Genomic DNA, 16,707 nt, shown 5'->3' with positions numbered 1-16,707 from the left:
CACAAGGGCTTACGAGGAATCTGCTATTTTCCAAGCTTTGCGGATATCCCGGCGCTCATCCCACAGCCGTCCCGAATCCACCATATCAAGCAGCGCCAATATGTGCCCCCCATTCTCCCGGGAATCGCTTATCCGCCGCAGCTCCTCATTTAATGGGGCGAACGCGGTCCTAAGCACATTCTTGTCCCCGCTGTAGTAGGCCTGGTGCACCTCTGTTCTGCTGAGCGGACGAAGAAGCAGACGCTCCGGGTGCCTCATGATCAGCTCTGCTAGGGCCACTACTCCCTTGGCCAGAGCAGGAGATACGAGAAAGCTGGGAAGCGTCCGGTATTCAAATCCGCCATGGCTCTGAAGACGGAAATCCCCCAGATATCCGTATTTCGGCCGCCGCGCAGCCGCCCTCGGGTCCTCCAGCAGCGTCACGGGCAGGGTCAAATAATTGTCAAGCGTCCTGAGCAGCCCGGCCGTTAGGGGCACACCGCTGAAATGAAGATGTCCGCCAAGCGGAATTCCATGCACAGGCATCCCCCCTGCCAGCCACTCCAGGTCCGTTGCTTCAATTCTTCTGGATGCATATTGAAGCGCACCCATCAGGCTCCGCAGCATCTGCTTGGGATCAGCAGATGGCTGCGGTCGCAATTCTGCAATCGGGTACAAGGTTCTGTCTCCCCTGCGGATCGCATCACAGCCAGCTATTCCAGCCCGATCCAAGTAACGCGATGCGGGAATGATCTTCCCTTCGGCAGGGTGATACAGAAGGAATTCGGGGTCCATGCCAAGCAGCAGCGTCTGACCATGGAGAGCGGCAAGCCGCTCATATTCCTCCACCACCGCCTCTGCGAATCTGCGGACCGCATTTTCCCCCTCAAGATCAGGCATAGCTTGAACGGAGTGGATAACCATTCCGTTTGCACCAGCGGTAATTCCAACCTCACCGAAATCCAGATTAAGTGCGTAGAGGGCTCTTACCGCAGTCTTTTCCAGTTTACGATAGAGCTGTGAACGGCCATGTACACCATCACCTGCCTGATCTTCTCTTGCCTGGCTCAGTGCCCTTTCCGCCCAGCCGTAAGGAACAATTTCCACCGCCTTGAGGTGGAACACCCGCACGATGAACCTGCGTTCATAGATCTGGCCGGAGGCCGCAGAATCCCCGGCATCCCAGCCCTTCCCAAGCTTAGCCTTCAGTCCCGAGCAGTGCAGTCTCTGCTCTTGCTCCTGTACAGACCACGCTAGCAGATCAGATGCCATACTGTTGAGCCATATCCCCCCCTCTTCAGGCGTATTCCCCCTGGACAGTCCCTCCACCGGGCTTGATTCATCAGCTTCAGACGAAGCTATGTTCCGCCGCCTTCCCTCACGCATTCCAGCCTCATTCGCAAGAGCAAGCCTGCCGTACCCCATTTGGGTGAGGATGCCCCGAAGCCGTTCCGAGGATGGGTCACTGCCCAGGTTCAGCCTTAGTTCCATTTCCCCGTCTCCCCCTTATTGGCCTTAGCAGCATTCCAACCATATAAAATGAACTTTTGAAGGTTACCCTTTGGGTTGCTGCGATGCCGGGTATTCTTACGACTACGGTTGTCTCCGAAATCCTTGAACTAGATATCCAAGTAGGTACATTTCGGAAACAAAGACGGACGCTCCGCTTCTTCAGAATCACTCGTCCTCTCCGCTGAGATCGGTTAAATCTAAAGTTCATTTTATACAGCATACTGTTCAAAAAATCCTGCTCAAAAATTTTGCAAAAAAAAGAGGGCTCCCGCCCTCGTCGCTGCTCAGGCAGCTGCATACAATAGAGTATTCTGTTACAGATCGTCATCCAGAAGATCCGGGTCCAAATCGTCATAATCCCCGCCATCCCCGCTGAAGTCAAAGTCTTTGTCTTCGAAGTCGCTGCCGCCCGGAACGACCAGGACATTGATCTTAGTCTCAGCAACCAGTTCAACAGCGAATTCACGCTCTACACGAATGAGTACGCTGCCGTCACCGGATACGCTCGCTTCGACGGTGCTGGGTTCCTGCGTTGCATCCGCGGAAACCTCCACGGACGAAGAGCGGTGTCTGGAGTCAAGATAAGAAAGCGGCACATTTTCCACATAAGACACTTTCTCCTTGGCTACAGCTGTCTGGGAATTCCTGTCATAAGAATACCAGATGTTCACATCGTAAGTACCAATAACTTCAATTCCGTCACCAGCAGCAACCGCTTCGTATTGGTGGTTGATGATCCAGGCCCCCAGAATACTTGTCGGATTGTGTGGCGGAGTCACGGTATGTGTTACGGTAGAGAACTTACGACCTTTTCCGCAGATCGCTTTCGTAATGATCTCTCTACTTTGATATTTCGATGACATGGTTTGAACCTCCTCCATACAAATCAATCATTCACTATCAAGTGTATGCATGACATGGGCGAATGTTGATTAATTGGAGACGGCGAAATAAAGAATATTTAAACAACCCGTATTCGGTCAAGCTCTTCCAGTAGACCGTAATGCCCTGGACCGCTCTGATCTCCCTGTTGGATACTTGCTTTTCTTGGAGATATCCAGATAGAGGGCAAGCTCACGGCAGAGCTGCAGAATCGCTGAACGAATCTCAAATTCTTCCCGGCTTGCTGGAAGTTCCATAGCTTTGAACTCCATTTCAAGCTCCTTAAGCATTTGCTCTGTAGTTCCCGCGTAAATCTCCTGTTTCACATCTAAAGACAGCTGATCAAATAGAACCGCGGTACTCTCACCCTGGGGCATTCTTTGATAGATCTGGGAAATAAGCTGCAGCATACTTTCTATGCGGTCCAGCTGCTGCTTGCGCATATAGAAATAGATCGTCCAAGCTTCATTTGGGGAGATCACCTGGTTATCAAGCGCCCGCTTGGCGGTGGACAAGCCTAGTCCCACTTCACGGCTGGCTTCAATCAGCTCCTGACCGCTCCAGACATAATCTGGGCTGCGTAGCTGACTTGCAATATGAGTGAAGATGCAGGCGAACAATCCGTCCACCTTGCGCCGGATGCTTGTGAGCTTATCCTCTTCATTAGGCATATAAATAAGGTTGACAACCGTGGCACAGCCAAGGCCAATGGTCAGCAGCACGACTTGTGTGCCGAGAGCTGTCATGCTGATATCCTCGCCTCCGAATACCCGGAATACAACAACCGAACAGGTGACAATTCCCTCCTTCAAATTTGCTCTGGCGATAAGCGGAAATCCTACGAGAATAAACACGGCCAGAACCCAAATATGAAAGCCGAACAGATAGAATAAGACCGAAGACATCGCAAGCCCAACAATTGAAGCCAGAAAACGGGAGCTCACCGTCCTGATGCTCCGCTTGCGGGTTACGTCTACGCCCAGAATGGCGAGCAGTCCCGCTGAGAGCGGATTGGCAATATGAAGCAGATGGGCAATAAGAATCGCAAGCACGGTTGCGATGGTCGTCTTAATTACACGAAAGCCCATAGGACACCCCCGTAAGCAGTAGTTTGATAACTTGGTATAATCTATATCCTAATGGATTTGCGGCTTGTCCACAATGAAGCGGTACTCCGCACCTTGTTAGGCCAAATGAAAAGTACAGGACTGACAAACAAAAAACAGGGGCGTTACCGCTCCCTGATCAGTTTGCGTTCGATATATACAACGAGTTGGTACATGGCGGTAGCCGCGACGGCAATAATCACCAGGCTGGATAGTACCAGTGTGAAGTTGAATACTTGGAACCCATAGATGATTAAGTAACCAAGCCCGATCTTGGCAACCAGAAATTCCCCCACAATAACCCCTACCCAGGCCATACCCACATTGACTTTCAAGGTCGACACAATCGCCGGGAAAGAAGCAGGAAGAATCACTTTACGGAAAATATCCTTCCTTCCGCCCCCAAACGTCCGCACTACCTTCACCAGGTTGGGGTCTACCTCATTAAAGCTGCTAATTACAACCAGGGTCGTTATGATTACCGTAATCGACAAGGTGGTCATTACAATCGCGGTGAAGCCTCCCCCGAACAGGACGATAAAGATCGGCCCAAGCGCGACCTTAGGCATGCTGTTAAAGACAACCATATAAGGATCAAGCACTCTGGATAGAAAAGGAGACCACCAGATTACAACGGCAAGCAGCGTTCCGACCAAGGTGCCCAAGATAAATCCGGCCGCCGTCTCAAGTACCGTCATTCCCAGGTGAGGCCATAGTTCTCCGCTCCAGATGTCCTGCCAGATCTGGGCGAACATTTTGGACGGATAACTGAAGATGAGGACATCCACCCATTTCAGCCTTCCCGCGAGCTCCCAGAGAATAATCAGGCTGAGAAGGATGGCAAGCTGCACGGCCAGCACGATCCGCCCCGCCTTGCGCTTGCGAGTCTTGAAATCCTGATGAATCGATTTCAGCCATGTCTTCTTAGAATGCCGGGCATCCCTGGAAAACTCATGGCCTGCCGGTAAATTACGGTCCATTCCGCTCCCCCCTTCCCTCCGATGCCTCGAGCTCCTTCCATATCTGATGAAACAGGTCGTTGAACCCCTCTTGCTCCCGAGCGTAGAACGGCTGGGTCAATCTGATATTTTCCGGCACCTCAAAGGTCCGCCGGATTCGTCCAGGGCCTGCCGCCAGCACGATAACGCGGTCACTGACCGCAATCGCCTCGGCCAAATCATGCGTCACCAGCACCGCAGTTTTGTTCCGAGCGTGCAGTGTTTCTGCGATCAGGTCCTCAAGCTGCAGCTTGGTCTGATAATCCAGGGCCGAGAACGGCTCATCCAGCAGGAGCAGATCCGGCTCGGTGGCCAAGGTCCGGACCAAGGCCACACGCTGCCGCATGCCGCCCGACAGCTGTGAAGGATACAGGCTGCCGGTACCGCCAAGGCCCATGCCCTCAAGAAGCTGGATCACCGATGCTTTCCTCTCCTGCGTCAGCATGCCGCGCAGCTCAAGTCCAATTAACGCGTTATCCAGTATTGTGCGCCAAGGGAACAAGTAATCCTGCTGCAGCATATACCCCACATCCGGGTCTGGGCCGCTCACACGCCGGCCATGAAGAAGCACTTCCCCCCGTGTGGGAACGAGTAGGCCTGCCATAATGGAGAGAAGCGTGGTTTTACCGCATCCGCTGGGTCCAACCAGACTAATGAACTCCCCAGGCTGCACGGATATGTTCATTCCTTCCAGTGCAAGAACGGCTTCCCTGTCTGTCACATAGACATGCTCTACATCTTTTAGCTCAATCACAGCATTCATTCCCACGCTCCCCCTTTCTAATCATATTACTTGTGGCCTCCTGCAGCCTGGTCTGCAAAGACCGGGTCCACGAGCTTCGTTACAGGAACACGCTGCTTCAGTTCACCAGCTGAGTCCATAACATCAAGCAGATTGTTCCAAGCCTTCTCAGAAATCACGGGTGTCTCTGCGTAGGTTCCCTGTTCCTTGTATCTCTTGATGGAACTGGCAAGAATAACTTGATCTGTGTCCTTAAAAAACGGGGAAATCGTCTTGGCAATTTCCTCAGGTGAATGATCGCGGACCCAAATCTGAGCCTTGGATAGGGCGTTTGTGAATTTTTGGATCTGGTCTTTGTGGCTATCCATAAAGCTATTCTTACTCATGTACACCGTGTAAGGGAGTTGGCCGCTCTCGGTCCCAAAGGAAGCCACCACATGCCCCTTGCCTTCCTTCTCAAGGATGGAAGCTTGAGGTTCGAACAATTGCACATAATTTCCTGTCCCCGAAATAAAGGCGGCGGTGATATTGGCGAAGTCCACATTTTGGATCAACTGAAGATCCTTATGCGGGTCGATGCCGTGCTTCTTCAGGGTGAATTCCCCAGCCATCTGCGGCATGCCGCCCTTGCGCTGACCCAGGAACACTTCGCCCTTAAGCGAATCCCAGCTGAAGCTTCCCACATCCTTACGGGAGACGAGGAAAGTTCCATCGGTTTGGGTAAGGCCTGCAAAGCTAAGAACAGGATCGTCTGCCCCCTGCTGATATACATAAATGGAGGTTTCCGCTCCAACTAGCGCAACATCAATCGAACCGGACAAGAGGGCCGTCATCGTCTTGTCTCCGCCGGAAGTCGTTCTCAGCTCCACGTCAAGACCATTCTCTTTGAAAAATCCTTTCTCCAGCGCCACATACTGCGGCGCATAAAATACCGAACGCGTAACTTCCCCGAGCTGGATCTTCGCCTTCTGATCTCCAGTTCCACACCCGCTTAGCAGGGTGCCAAGGATGATCAGATTAACCAGCCATAATCTACCGCGGAGGCTTCTCATGTCCTCATCCCCTTTCATTACTGCTGAGCCCCTTTTCGTCCAACCAGCTAAAGGCTATGGTCCAATGTATGCAGAGGCCTAACAAAAGGTTAAGAGCATACCAAAAAGACTGAACCGGCATACCGCCAATTCAGTCTTGTGCGCTCTTCTACACTTCAGAATCACTCGTTCTCTCCGCTGAGATCGGTTAATTTCTAAAGTTCATTTTTATAGAATTATAAATTGTAGATCGACTTGTACTTCTTCTCCAGATAATCCGCAAGGTAATCCGGGTTCAGATCTTCGCCAGTAATCGCCTTGATCAGCTCGGCAGGCTTCCGGCTCTTGCCGTACTTGTAAACCTTATCTGTCAGCCAGTCCTTAATTGGAGCAAAATTACCTTCCGCAATCAGCCCCTCAAAGTTCGGGATCTCCTTGCGGATCGTATTCTCAATCTGTGCCGCATACATATTCCCGAGCGCATATGACGGGAAATACCCGAAGCTGCCGCCGGACCAGTGCACATCCTGAAGAACGCCCACTCCATCATTGGGTGGAATGATGCCCAGGTACTGCTCATATTTTTCATTCCAAACCCGCGGCAGTTCCTTTACATCCAGATTCTCGTTAAAAAGCATCTTCTCAATCTCATAACGGATGATGATATGCAGATTGTAAGTAAGCTCATCCGCTTCAATGCGGATCAAAGAGTTCTCAACCCGGTTAATAGCACGGTGAAAATCTTCTACCTTTACTTGGGCAAGCTGCTCAGGGAAATGGGACTGGAGCTCACTATAATAGCGGTCCCAGAAAGCGCGGCTGCGTCCGATCATATTTTCCCAGAAACGGGACTGGGATTCATGAATCCCCATCGAGGTGCCTTGCGCAAGCGGTGTGCCGGTCAGCTCAGGGCTGATATTCTGCTCGTAGAGGGCATGACCGCCCTCATGCAGGGAGCTGAACACCGCACTGGCCACATCATCCTGCAAATAATGGGTTGTGATTCGCACATCCCCAGGATTCAGGCCCGTTGCAAAAGGATGCACACTTTCGTCAATTCGGCCCGCATCAAAATCATAACCAATCTGCTCAAGAAGGAATTTACTGAATTTCTCTTGCTGGTCTTTATCAAACAATTGGTTCAGAAACTCAGACTTCGGCTTATCCGGTGCGGATTGAACCGCTTCCACCAAAGGCACCAGTCGATCCCGCAGCTGCCCGAACACTTCATCCAGCTTGGTCGTTGTCAGTTCTGGCTCATACATATGAAGCAGGGTATCATAACGTGTTGCGCGTGGACCCCAGTAGTCGATAAATTCCTGCGTTTTGGCAACAATCTGGGTTAGGTATGGTTCAAATCCCGCAAAATCACAGTTCTCTTTGAACTCCTCCCAAAGCGTCTCTGCGTGTGAGGTAAGTGTCACATACTCCTGATATTTATCAGCAGGAATCTTCACACTGCGGTCGTATTCCTCCTGCACATCTTCCACAATACGCCGGTTTACATCATCAAGCTGCTTCAGCACTTCCGGCCGGTTCAATACATCGAGCAGCTCTCCCATTTCCTGGGAAGTCTGAAGCTTGAAGGACTCGGTGGACAGAACTCCGATCGTCTCGGCTCTAGTCTCCGCCCCTTTTCTAGGTGCTCCTGTACGCAAATCCCAGGCCATGAGGGACACGGCTTCATAATAGCTTCTAATTTTCTTGTTCAATTCCCGAAATGATTCCAGTTTCTGCTGAATTTCCTGCTCCATCTTCGGTTCACCCCAGTCTTGAATTTTGGTGCTCCTCTTGATGATACTTATTACAATCTATATAATCAACTTTTAACAGAGGTTTTATCTAGGACCTCATGCTAGGCATTCATTGTAAGTACAAACGTTATAGACTGGGGAGGAGCAGACGATGAAGATTACATTAGACGAGAACGCGGAGCAGATTATCCATAAACGTCTGGATGGCCGGCCAGGACAGATCCGTCTTCTCTATGATACCGAAGGATGTGGGTGTTACGGAATTACCACATTCCAGATTATCAGCCAGCCCGACTCCACCGATGTGCCTATCGAGAACAAGACCTTCCCTTTCTGGGTTGACCCTCAGCGGGCGGTCTTTTATGAGGAGCAGCTCAGGCTTAAAGGGGATCCCCTAGATGGGTCATTCCGCCTGGAAGGCGATTCACAGATCTACGGGCAAAATGTAAAGCTTAACGATATACGCTGATATTAAAAAAATTAGGAGGGTATTAAACACATGACTAAGATTTCTGAAATCCTGGAATACAACAAAAATTTTGTAGAGAACAAAGAGTACGAAACTTATATTGCAGACAAGTTCCCTGCCAAGAAGCTTGCCATTGTAACGTGTATGGATACCCGCCTGGTGGAACTGCTGCCAAGAGCCATGAACCTCCGCAACGGGGATGCCAAAATTATCAAGAATGCAGGCGCCATTATCTCGCAGCCTTTCGGCTCCGTCATGCGTAGTGTCCTGGTGGCCATCTATGAACTCGGTGCTGAACAGGTTATTGTGGTGGGTCACACCGGATGCGGTATGGCTTCGATCAACGCGGACCGGATGATTGCCTCGATGCATGAACGTGGAATTCACCCTGAAGTCTTTAATACGCTTGAAAATTCGGGCATTAAGCTAAAAAGGTTCCTTCGCGGGTTTAGCTCGGAAAAAGAGGGGGTAATCCATACTGTGGAGATTATTAAAAATCACCCACTACTCCCACCCCATTTGCCTGTTCACGGCATGCTCATTGATTCAACTACCGGAGAATTGGAACTGGTCGTGGACGGGAGTGAACAGGACTAGACATCTCTCTTATTTCTGGCACAGCCTACAGGTCTGTGCCGCTTTTTTTTTATGCTATGAGATGTGCGAAGGGATTCCAGTGAAGCTTACCAAATCTGAGGGTCAAAATGTTCAAAGACCGGGCACCGCATATGGATATGCGTACCCGGTCTTTGTGTGTGTTTAAGCGCTTTAACTTTTGGATGATGATACACCCGATTAACCCAGATGAGACGCTAGTTGATCAGATCTACGGCCTCCTGTGGAACCCATACCCGATCCTTGATCCAAACGGTCACGGCGTTCAGCTTGATCGTCTTGCCGTCCAAAATGGCTACATTCTTGTCAATAGGCAGCTTAAGGACTTGACCGCCTTTTTTCACAACAACAACCGGATTGGCTTTATCCGACTTGTCAATGCTGACCGCTGCTCCCTTGGCCTTCAATTGATCCGCCGAAGCAAATAATGTACTCTCAAGCCCGGTAAGATTGAGGCCTGCCACTTCCTGAATGTACTTGTTCACGTCGACATTCTGAACCACTCCGCTCTTTACGAAGTCGGTTGGCTTGTAGCCTGCCGGATGATAAGCGAACAATCCGATCTCCTCAGCGACATGGTCTTCCGTAGAGAATGACACCCCGATCTTATTACCAATAATTTTACCGATAACTGGGGAGAGGTTGCCGCCAATTCCTTTTCTTACCTGATCCGCTTCTTCCTTGGTGAGGTTGGTGAGACCGTAGTTTTCTGCCAGGATCTTTTTGAAGTTGTTTTTATTGATTTCATTTTCGAAATAATAGCTAGTATGCTTTGCTTTCTTCATAACGGAGACCAGATCCTTGCTGGAATCATAGTTCGTCATGTTAAGGCCGCCAGTGGCATGGTCGGACACGGACAGCACAGCCGTATTTCCATCCTTCTCGGCAAATTCAACCGCTGCCTTGAAGGCTCTGTCAAATGCCAAAGTCTCGCTTATGATCCCAACCGGATCGTTATCATGGCCGTACCAATCAATCTGGCTGGCTTCAACCATCAGCACAAAACCCTTGTCATTCTGCGACAGCTTATCAACGGCTACCTTCGTCATTTCAGCAAGCGTTGGCTGCTGCTTCGGATTCAAATCGAAATCCGCATCCAAGGCCTCAGGATTGAACATTCCCCAGACTTTATTCGTCTTGGTATTCAGCAGACCCGCTTTATCCGTCACATATTCATAACCGTTGGACTTCAGAACCTTCGTTAAGTCTTCCCCATCTTTGCGGTTAATGTCCTTCTTGCCAGGGACCAGATAGCCTGAACCCCCACCAAGCAGCACATCCACACCGCTGTACACCATTTGCTCCGCAATGGAATGGGCGTTGTCTCTGGTGTAGGCATGACTCAGGAAGGTTGCAGGCGTGGCATCCGTCAGCTCACAAGTGAATACGGTTCCAATACTTTTGCCAGCTAATCTGGCCGCATCCATAATTGTTGGCAGAGGTTTGTTCGCTTCTCCCGGTTTAACCTGATCAACCATCGGCATCGTGATGCGTTCAGGAAGGATGGAGACCGTCTCATTCTTCACCTTATGGCCTGTAGCGTACGCCGTTGCACCTGCAGCCGAGTCCGTAGTAAGGGAGTCCGTGGAATACGTTCTTACCAGCCCGCTGAAGTACTTATCGATTGTCAGCGGTTTCCCTTCCTGATACCACCTGGCCAGGTTAACATCGGACAAGCTCATTCCGTCGGTAATGAACAAAATCACGTTCTTGACCGACTTGTTCTGCGGCTCTGACGCCGCAGTAACGCTGCCGTCGGCGCTGGCCAGGCCACTCCCCGCGACGAGCAGACTGCAGGACAGAACCGTGCTGCACAGACCTGCGATTACCTTGTTGCGCATGTGATTAAATCCCCCTCTATGCTGATATGGTTAAGTACGCTACAAGTGTAAAGCAGGTAACTTGGCAGCAGCAGCACATATTCTCTTGTAACCTATCAATTTTCTACATATTTTGTCTTGATTTTCGTAGGGAGCTTCACCCCGATTATGAAATACCGTGGTATTTAAAAACGGCCCAATAAATAAACGACCCCAGAGATTTAGATCCCCGGGGTCATTATTCCTTCTCATTCATCCGCTTGTTTAGAAGCAAGCAGTAGCTTCTTGATCTCCTTTAACTCACCTTCTATTCTATGAAGATGGCTCTGCATATCATCAATTTCCAATTCAGCTTTGTAATTTATAGCAAAATCAATAATCGACTCGTGTTTATCTCTGGCCGCCTGCCGATTCTGGCTCATCATAATGAGAGGCGCCTGAAACGCCGCGATAAAGGACAGGCACAGATTCAGCAGAATAAACGGCGGCTCATCAAAATGAACTTTTATAAATGGAAGTGAATTCCACATAATCCATACGAGAAGAAACACTGCAAAGTATGTGATAAACTTCCAGCTGCCGCCAAACGAAGCGATTTGGTCCGCGAGCCGGTCAGACCAGCTGGTCTTTCTTTGATAAGCATCATCCAGGTGCGAAAGGATGCTTTTCTCATAGCTATCCACTAACCGGTCAATACGGCGAATACTCTCCTGATTCAGCTCAATATCAAAACCCTGAATATTGGATGCTTCATGAATAGGATTATTTTTTTGAAAAAAACTCATTTTGGACATTTCAACTACCTCCTTGTTATAAGGCAGTCAGGTCCAACTTTAAGCCGAAAGAGAGAAGTTGTAACCAACCTCCAATACGGTATTTAGTTTTAACCCGACTGCCCTTAGACTCCTCGGTTCTGGTTCAGATGAATGATGACTACCCATACAGAATGGTTCAACTCCTCTCACATGATCAATTTACAGACTCTTCATTGTACTCATGAAACCACGGCTTGTCACTGCGGTACCTGAATTTTCCGAATAAAAAATGCCCCTCAGCTCACCTGAAGGGCATCGATTTGCACACTAAATATAAAGAAGACATGCAAATAACCGAATCCCCCAAGCCGAGCTTTGGCACTATACGACGTAAAAGAACCCGGTTCTTTAGCCACGTTAAGAAGAGCCTTAAGCCGGCAATTCCTGTTATACCCATTGGCATCTTTCGATGTTTCCGGGCAGTGGCTTGTGTTCGTATAGGAGCCTCACCTAACGAGGACATTTTTTAATTCCTTTGTCATCATAATGCGGACCATATCATCTGTCAATGTCAATATGAAATAAGCCACCCCCCTCGTTTTATCCAAGGGAGTGGCTTCTTATCTCATATTATACTTTCAGCTCTTCATTTGTGCTCTAACTATGCTGATGGCAACACTCTCACAGCCCTGCGATCCGCTGCTGAATGCGCGGAAACAGCCCAAAGGCATTTTCGTAAAATACTTTCTCGTGAAACTTCTCCGGCACAAGCCTGCGGATGAATTCCGCATACAGATCAATCGGTGCGAGCGGCCAGTCGGTCCCGAACAGCATTTTCTCATAATGATCTGAGTAGACTAGCGCCCGGCGGAAATGGTCCATGAACAGCGGCTCGTTCATAAACCGCTCGAAATGAGGCCGATCTCCCACAACTAATCCGGACAAATCAGCGTAGACGTTCGGATTCTTCGCCACCACTTCCGCAGCATCCATTACCCAAGGATCGCCCAAATGGCAGATCATAAAGTTCACACCGCGCTGCTGGTAGGCCAGTTCATCTACTGTGAGCGGATGTGAATATTTGAGCAGACCGTTCATGGAGTAGGTGTCTCCCGTATGGATCACCACGGGCAGCCCGTACTTGGCAGCGAGCTCATAGATCGGTGTGTAGATTTTATCATGAACAAAATAATGATAATACCCGGCATACAGCTTGATTCCAGCCACTTCAGGAGCTTGAAGCCTCGCTTCGATCCGGTCCAGCTCGTCGGCGGCCTGCTTGCCGCTCAGCAGGTTCGGGTTGATGCCGACACATTCCATGAGGAATGGCGGGACACGTTCTTCCAGATCCAGTCCCATCGGATTAGGTGAACTGGAATCGGGAAAAGCTCCCTTGGTCTGCTCCGTGACACCCATGCCGATTCCAAGAATGACATCGTTCTTGTCAAACTCCGCCTTGAGGCCAGCGGCACTATAATCGACTTTGGATTGATGAATCGCCGTTTGATGGAAACTGTCAATGTCCGATAGATGAATGTGGATGTCAATGATCGGCATCGTTAGCCTCCTTTTCACCTTGATTGGTATTAAAAGCGACCTTCAACAAATTACGAACATCTCCCGAGTCCAGAGCGATTCGGCCCAGGATCAGGAAAGCCGGCTGGGTCCATGCGGTTTCCCCGTCTTTAATGGAAAGATGGTGGTACACTTCGTTACAAATCACTTTATTGTTCACATAGACACTTGAGCTTTGATTAGGCGCATGATTCACAATTTGCAAAAAGTTCTGCCTGGAAGCTGCCCCGATCCGCAAAGGCCCCTGCGACTTCACATCGGTTTCCAGTTTCCCTGCCAGATACTGTCCTCCTCCAGGAACTTCTATCGTTCCTTCCGTGAAGACCGGTGAAGGCTTAAGGAAATTTTCGCCCATAAGTGAGAAGTCCCGCAGATACCTCCCGCTTTCGTTGGTCACCGAATGCAGTACACAGAGTACAGGAGTACCCGGCAGCATGAGGTAATATTGGTCGACTGTGATTCCCCGGTTCGCTTCCTGCTTCTCAATGCGGGTTGTCAAGCGAAGCCCCTTCCATACATTCCCGTGGATATCTGTCCGCTCCGCCCAAGCTGCCGCTCGGGGCTCCTGCTGCTGACTGAAACCGCTCATGCCAGGAATGTTCACGCCGAGTCCGCCATGCCAAGGATTCCACCAAGAACGTGGAACTGCTTCCGGGTAGGAGCTGTCCAGCCATTCCTCGTCCTGATATACCATGGAATGCACCACGCTGCCAAAGCCGGACGCTGCTGCTATGGATAGAACTCCGTTGTTCACCGTATACACGGGGCCTGCCGGTCCTTCTTTAAGTCTGCAATCGACGGCTTCATCCGACTGGGGGAACCAGAGCCCCGACCGCTCCTGAATCCGGTCCTCGCCGAGATAGACGGCCCGGAACTTCCACATCGATTCATTTTGCTCAGGTGTAAATTCAAAACTTGCAGAACGCAAATCCTGCTCTGGAAGCAGCTTCAGATCCGCAGCAGCTTTCCGCTCAGGTTCCCCGCTGTTCTGCACGTATAATTCCAAGCTTCCAGCCAGCGGAACCATTTTTCTCTCGAGCAGTTCTACCGTAAGCGGTCCCGCAGCAAACGGATTGCCGCCGCCAACCAATAGTTCAAGATGATCGTCTAACACAGGTACAACCGTTTCCCGCAGCTTCCTGGCGAAAGAACGGAACTCCCACCACTTGGTGAAGGTATTCAAGGCAAGCACGGTTGGCTTCGTCCGCACGACAGCTCCAGCTGAGATCCGGCCAAGCTCCTGCTCCAACCCGAAAGGATATTCTGGGCGCAGCAGCTTTAAGGAAGGGTCCCAGCAGATTCCGCAAGCTGTATTCTCCTGTTTGCAGAACAGCCAGTTCTCGGTAATTTGAGCACTGTCCCAATGATCAGGATGGCTGAAGTGACTATCCTCCATGTCAACATAACGACCTTGATATGGGAGGATAAGCCGACTGCCGAAGAATCCAAAGTTGATAAGTAGACCCATGTTCTCTTCGATATTTTCGCTGCTGGTGTTGTGGACTTCGTGATGAAATTCGGTAATACCGTTCGCAAACAGCCTAGCCATCGCCTTGATTTGCAGTGCAGGATACTCTTCCGATTCGTAGATTGCTTCGAGAACCTGACTCTCCCCTTCCGGGTACAACCTCACTTCCCGGGCCTGTTTCTTCGAGAATTCTTCCGAGAACGGCCTGCCCAGCTTCGGATAGGTCCACCAGAAATTATGATCAGACCCAGGATAATCAATCCACATATGATTCTCATGCTTGCTCAGATGCAGAGAGTATGCCCCGTTCACGGCCACCCATTGATCCCCGTCTTCCCCACCAAATCGGCCATAGCTCCCCTTCATCAGGACAGACAGCTTGGTAGTAAAGGTAACTGCATTTCCTCCTATAGGGACAGTCTTCACCTCTACCTCCCTGGAGAAGAGACCGTAGGAGCGCAAGGTAAAGGGTACCGGAAGCGAGACCTTGCCCTTGGCTGGGATTGTAAAGCGAATCCCCGGCTCTGCCCACTGCAGGCTTTCGTGCACCGGCCATTCAAAAGCAAACTCCGCCTCCGCATCAAAATTATTTTCCACATTTAAATACAGTTCGGCAGGGATGCCTGGATAAAGCTCTTTGGGCGGCAGCGCGATTTTCATTTTTGCCGGGAACTTCGGCGCAATTCCCATGCGGAACTCAGCCCGTTTTCCCCCAATCAGCCATTGGCTAAAGACAACCGGATGGGTTTTCTTGTTGCTTTGCTCCTCTTGAACCGGATCAAGCTCGAATTCACCCTCGAGTACAGCTGATTCCCCCGGCCCGATTGTACGTGATACATCCAGGGCAAAACGAATATTCTTGTCGTCCTGGCCCTTAATCTCAATTGGCAGCACGGAAGTGGAACGGTTCTCGATACGGTAACGAACCTTATAGGTGGAACCAAACACCAGATCATGATCATCAATTTCAGTGAAGATGGCAAAGTCAGGTGTCTCCAGCGCAGCCAACCCGCGCCCTGTCTTCTCGAACACCGCCCGCACCGAGAGGTCTCCCTTGCTCCACGTGTAATCAAAGAAATCAAAGCCGCACTCCCGGCGGCCATCCGGCTCAATCACAAGTTCCCGTGTGCTGTCCGCATACCAATCCAGCTCCTCGAAATAGGGAGTGAGCGCTTCGGTCTGCAGGATGGTCGGGATGAAATTCATCAGGTGAACGGAATCCTCATTTTTTTCCCAGAAGAATCCACATTTCTTATACATCGGAACAGCCTTTGTGTTCCCAGGCCAAGTGAACAGATCCAGCCGCGGCCAGCCAGCCTCAACGGTTTTGCGGACAGCGTTCAGAATCAAATTACGGCCGATCTTAAGGCCGTGATAATCAGGCCGCACATTCAGCAGCGGCACATATAATGCCCCTTCATCAAAACGGTAGTGGGCGAAGCTGCAGAACCCGACAACCTCTTCGCCGTCAACGGCGAGAAAGACATGAAGGTTGGACGAGGATTCCATATTCCGGCTCACGGTATCCTCCGTTTTCTGACTAGTTCCTCCACCCCAGCTTTCATTGCTGAGGTTCCACATTTCTGCTACTGCGCCAGCGTAGGACGGGTCGTATTCAATAATGCGGATTTCCTTCGCTGTGGAATTCGTTGTCATTCTCTCATCTCCCTATAACTTCTTGCGTATGTACTTGGAGTGCTGCTCACGGCTTATTATCTAAACAAATGAAGTGTACTGGCGGATATGACAAAGAGGGGCAGAAGCCCCCTCTTTGTGCTGCTAAGTTCACTTTGCAAGCCGAATTGGATATCCTTGCCATCAACACTAGCATAAACTAACTTTTGTTTCCATGCTACTTTACAGCTATAGCTAATTTTTCCTCCTTAGTCATTTATTTTATCCGGTTCATAAATTCTCTAAAGTGATCATCGATGGCTTTGAATTGGATGTGGTGCAGATAAATGTGATCCATCCATTGGCCACCATGGGATACTCAGCTTA

The 16,707-nt window shown here is 50.2% G+C and carries 13 protein-coding genes and 1 riboswitch; of the genes, 2 read left to right on the top strand and 11 right to left on the bottom strand.

Annotation, left to right across the window (positions count from 1 at the left end; translation table 11 throughout):
* Nucleotides 1-9 precede the first annotated feature (9 nt).
* The 7 genes from BN6628_RS11165 to BN6628_RS11135 form a co-directional block, all read right to left on the bottom strand.
* A complete protein-coding gene (locus tag BN6628_RS11165) occupies nucleotides 10-1,470 on the bottom strand; it encodes a putative amidoligase domain-containing protein (protein WP_089153548.1) in 1,461 nt (486 codons plus the stop codon).
* Nucleotides 1,471-1,805: 335 nt separating this feature from the next.
* Nucleotides 1,806-2,354 (bottom strand): outer spore coat protein CotE, encoded by a 549-nt coding sequence (gene cotE, locus BN6628_RS11160; protein WP_082926878.1) that lies wholly within the window; start codon nucleotides 2,352-2,354, stop codon nucleotides 1,806-1,808.
* Between the two features lie 117 nt (nucleotides 2,355-2,471).
* Entirely contained in the window at nucleotides 2,472-3,461 is a 990-nt protein-coding gene (locus tag BN6628_RS11155; protein ID WP_068617374.1) for an aromatic acid exporter family protein, read from the bottom strand.
* 143 nt (nucleotides 3,462-3,604) lie between these two features.
* Entirely contained in the window at nucleotides 3,605-4,459 is an 855-nt protein-coding gene (locus BN6628_RS11150) for an ABC transporter permease (RefSeq protein WP_068617372.1), read from the bottom strand.
* On the bottom strand, nucleotides 4,449-5,240 hold the full coding sequence (locus BN6628_RS11145) for an ABC transporter ATP-binding protein (protein ID WP_068617370.1): 792 nt from the start codon (nucleotides 5,238-5,240) through the stop codon (nucleotides 4,449-4,451). Before BN6628_RS11145 ends, BN6628_RS11150 begins: the two co-directional genes overlap by 11 nt.
* Nucleotides 5,241-5,266: 26 nt before the next feature.
* Entirely contained in the window at nucleotides 5,267-6,289 is a 1,023-nt protein-coding gene (locus BN6628_RS11140) for an ABC transporter substrate-binding protein (RefSeq protein WP_082926877.1), read from the bottom strand.
* 197 nt (nucleotides 6,290-6,486) lie between these two features.
* Nucleotides 6,487-8,004: a carboxypeptidase M32 gene (locus BN6628_RS11135; protein ID WP_068617368.1), complete on the bottom strand. Its 1,518-nt coding sequence runs from the start codon at nucleotides 8,002-8,004 to the stop codon at nucleotides 6,487-6,489.
* 151 nt (nucleotides 8,005-8,155) lie between these two features.
* On the opposite strand from BN6628_RS11135, the gene BN6628_RS11130 reads away from it, so the two are divergent.
* Nucleotides 8,156-8,473, top strand: a complete 318-nt coding sequence (locus BN6628_RS11130; protein ID WP_068617365.1) for an iron-sulfur cluster biosynthesis family protein — start codon at nucleotides 8,156-8,158, stop codon at nucleotides 8,471-8,473.
* A gap of 30 nt (nucleotides 8,474-8,503) precedes the next feature.
* Nucleotides 8,504-9,070 (top strand): beta-class carbonic anhydrase, encoded by a 567-nt coding sequence (locus BN6628_RS11125; protein ID WP_068617362.1) that lies wholly within the window; start codon nucleotides 8,504-8,506, stop codon nucleotides 9,068-9,070.
* 215 nt (nucleotides 9,071-9,285) lie between these two features.
* Here the strand turns inward: BN6628_RS11125 and BN6628_RS11120 are convergent, their stop codons facing one another.
* From BN6628_RS11120 to BN6628_RS11105, 4 genes are all read right to left on the bottom strand, one after another.
* A complete protein-coding gene (locus tag BN6628_RS11120) occupies nucleotides 9,286-10,929 on the bottom strand; it encodes an alkaline phosphatase (RefSeq protein ID WP_068617360.1) in 1,644 nt (547 codons plus the stop codon).
* A 227-nt stretch (nucleotides 10,930-11,156) separates the two neighbouring features.
* On the bottom strand, nucleotides 11,157-11,702 hold the full coding sequence (locus BN6628_RS11115; RefSeq protein ID WP_068617358.1) for a DUF1003 domain-containing protein: 546 nt from the start codon (nucleotides 11,700-11,702) through the stop codon (nucleotides 11,157-11,159).
* Nucleotides 11,703-12,017: 315 nt separating this feature from the next.
* A riboswitch (M-box (ykoK) riboswitch) is annotated at nucleotides 12,018-12,188 on the bottom strand.
* 156 nt (nucleotides 12,189-12,344) lie between these two features.
* Nucleotides 12,345-13,220 (bottom strand): amidohydrolase family protein, encoded by an 876-nt coding sequence (locus BN6628_RS11110; RefSeq protein WP_068617356.1) that lies wholly within the window; start codon nucleotides 13,218-13,220, stop codon nucleotides 12,345-12,347.
* Nucleotides 13,207-16,362: a GNAT family N-acetyltransferase gene (locus tag BN6628_RS11105; protein ID WP_068617355.1), complete on the bottom strand. Its 3,156-nt coding sequence runs from the start codon at nucleotides 16,360-16,362 to the stop codon at nucleotides 13,207-13,209. Before BN6628_RS11105 ends, BN6628_RS11110 begins: the two co-directional genes overlap by 14 nt.
* Between the last annotated feature and the right edge of the window lie 345 nt (nucleotides 16,363-16,707).

The sequence above is a fragment of the Paenibacillus tuaregi genome, from assembly GCF_900086655.1.
GTDB classification, from domain to species: domain Bacteria; phylum Bacillota; class Bacilli; order Paenibacillales; family Paenibacillaceae; genus Fontibacillus; species Fontibacillus tuaregi.
This window is presented reverse-complemented; position numbering and strand designations above follow the sequence as displayed.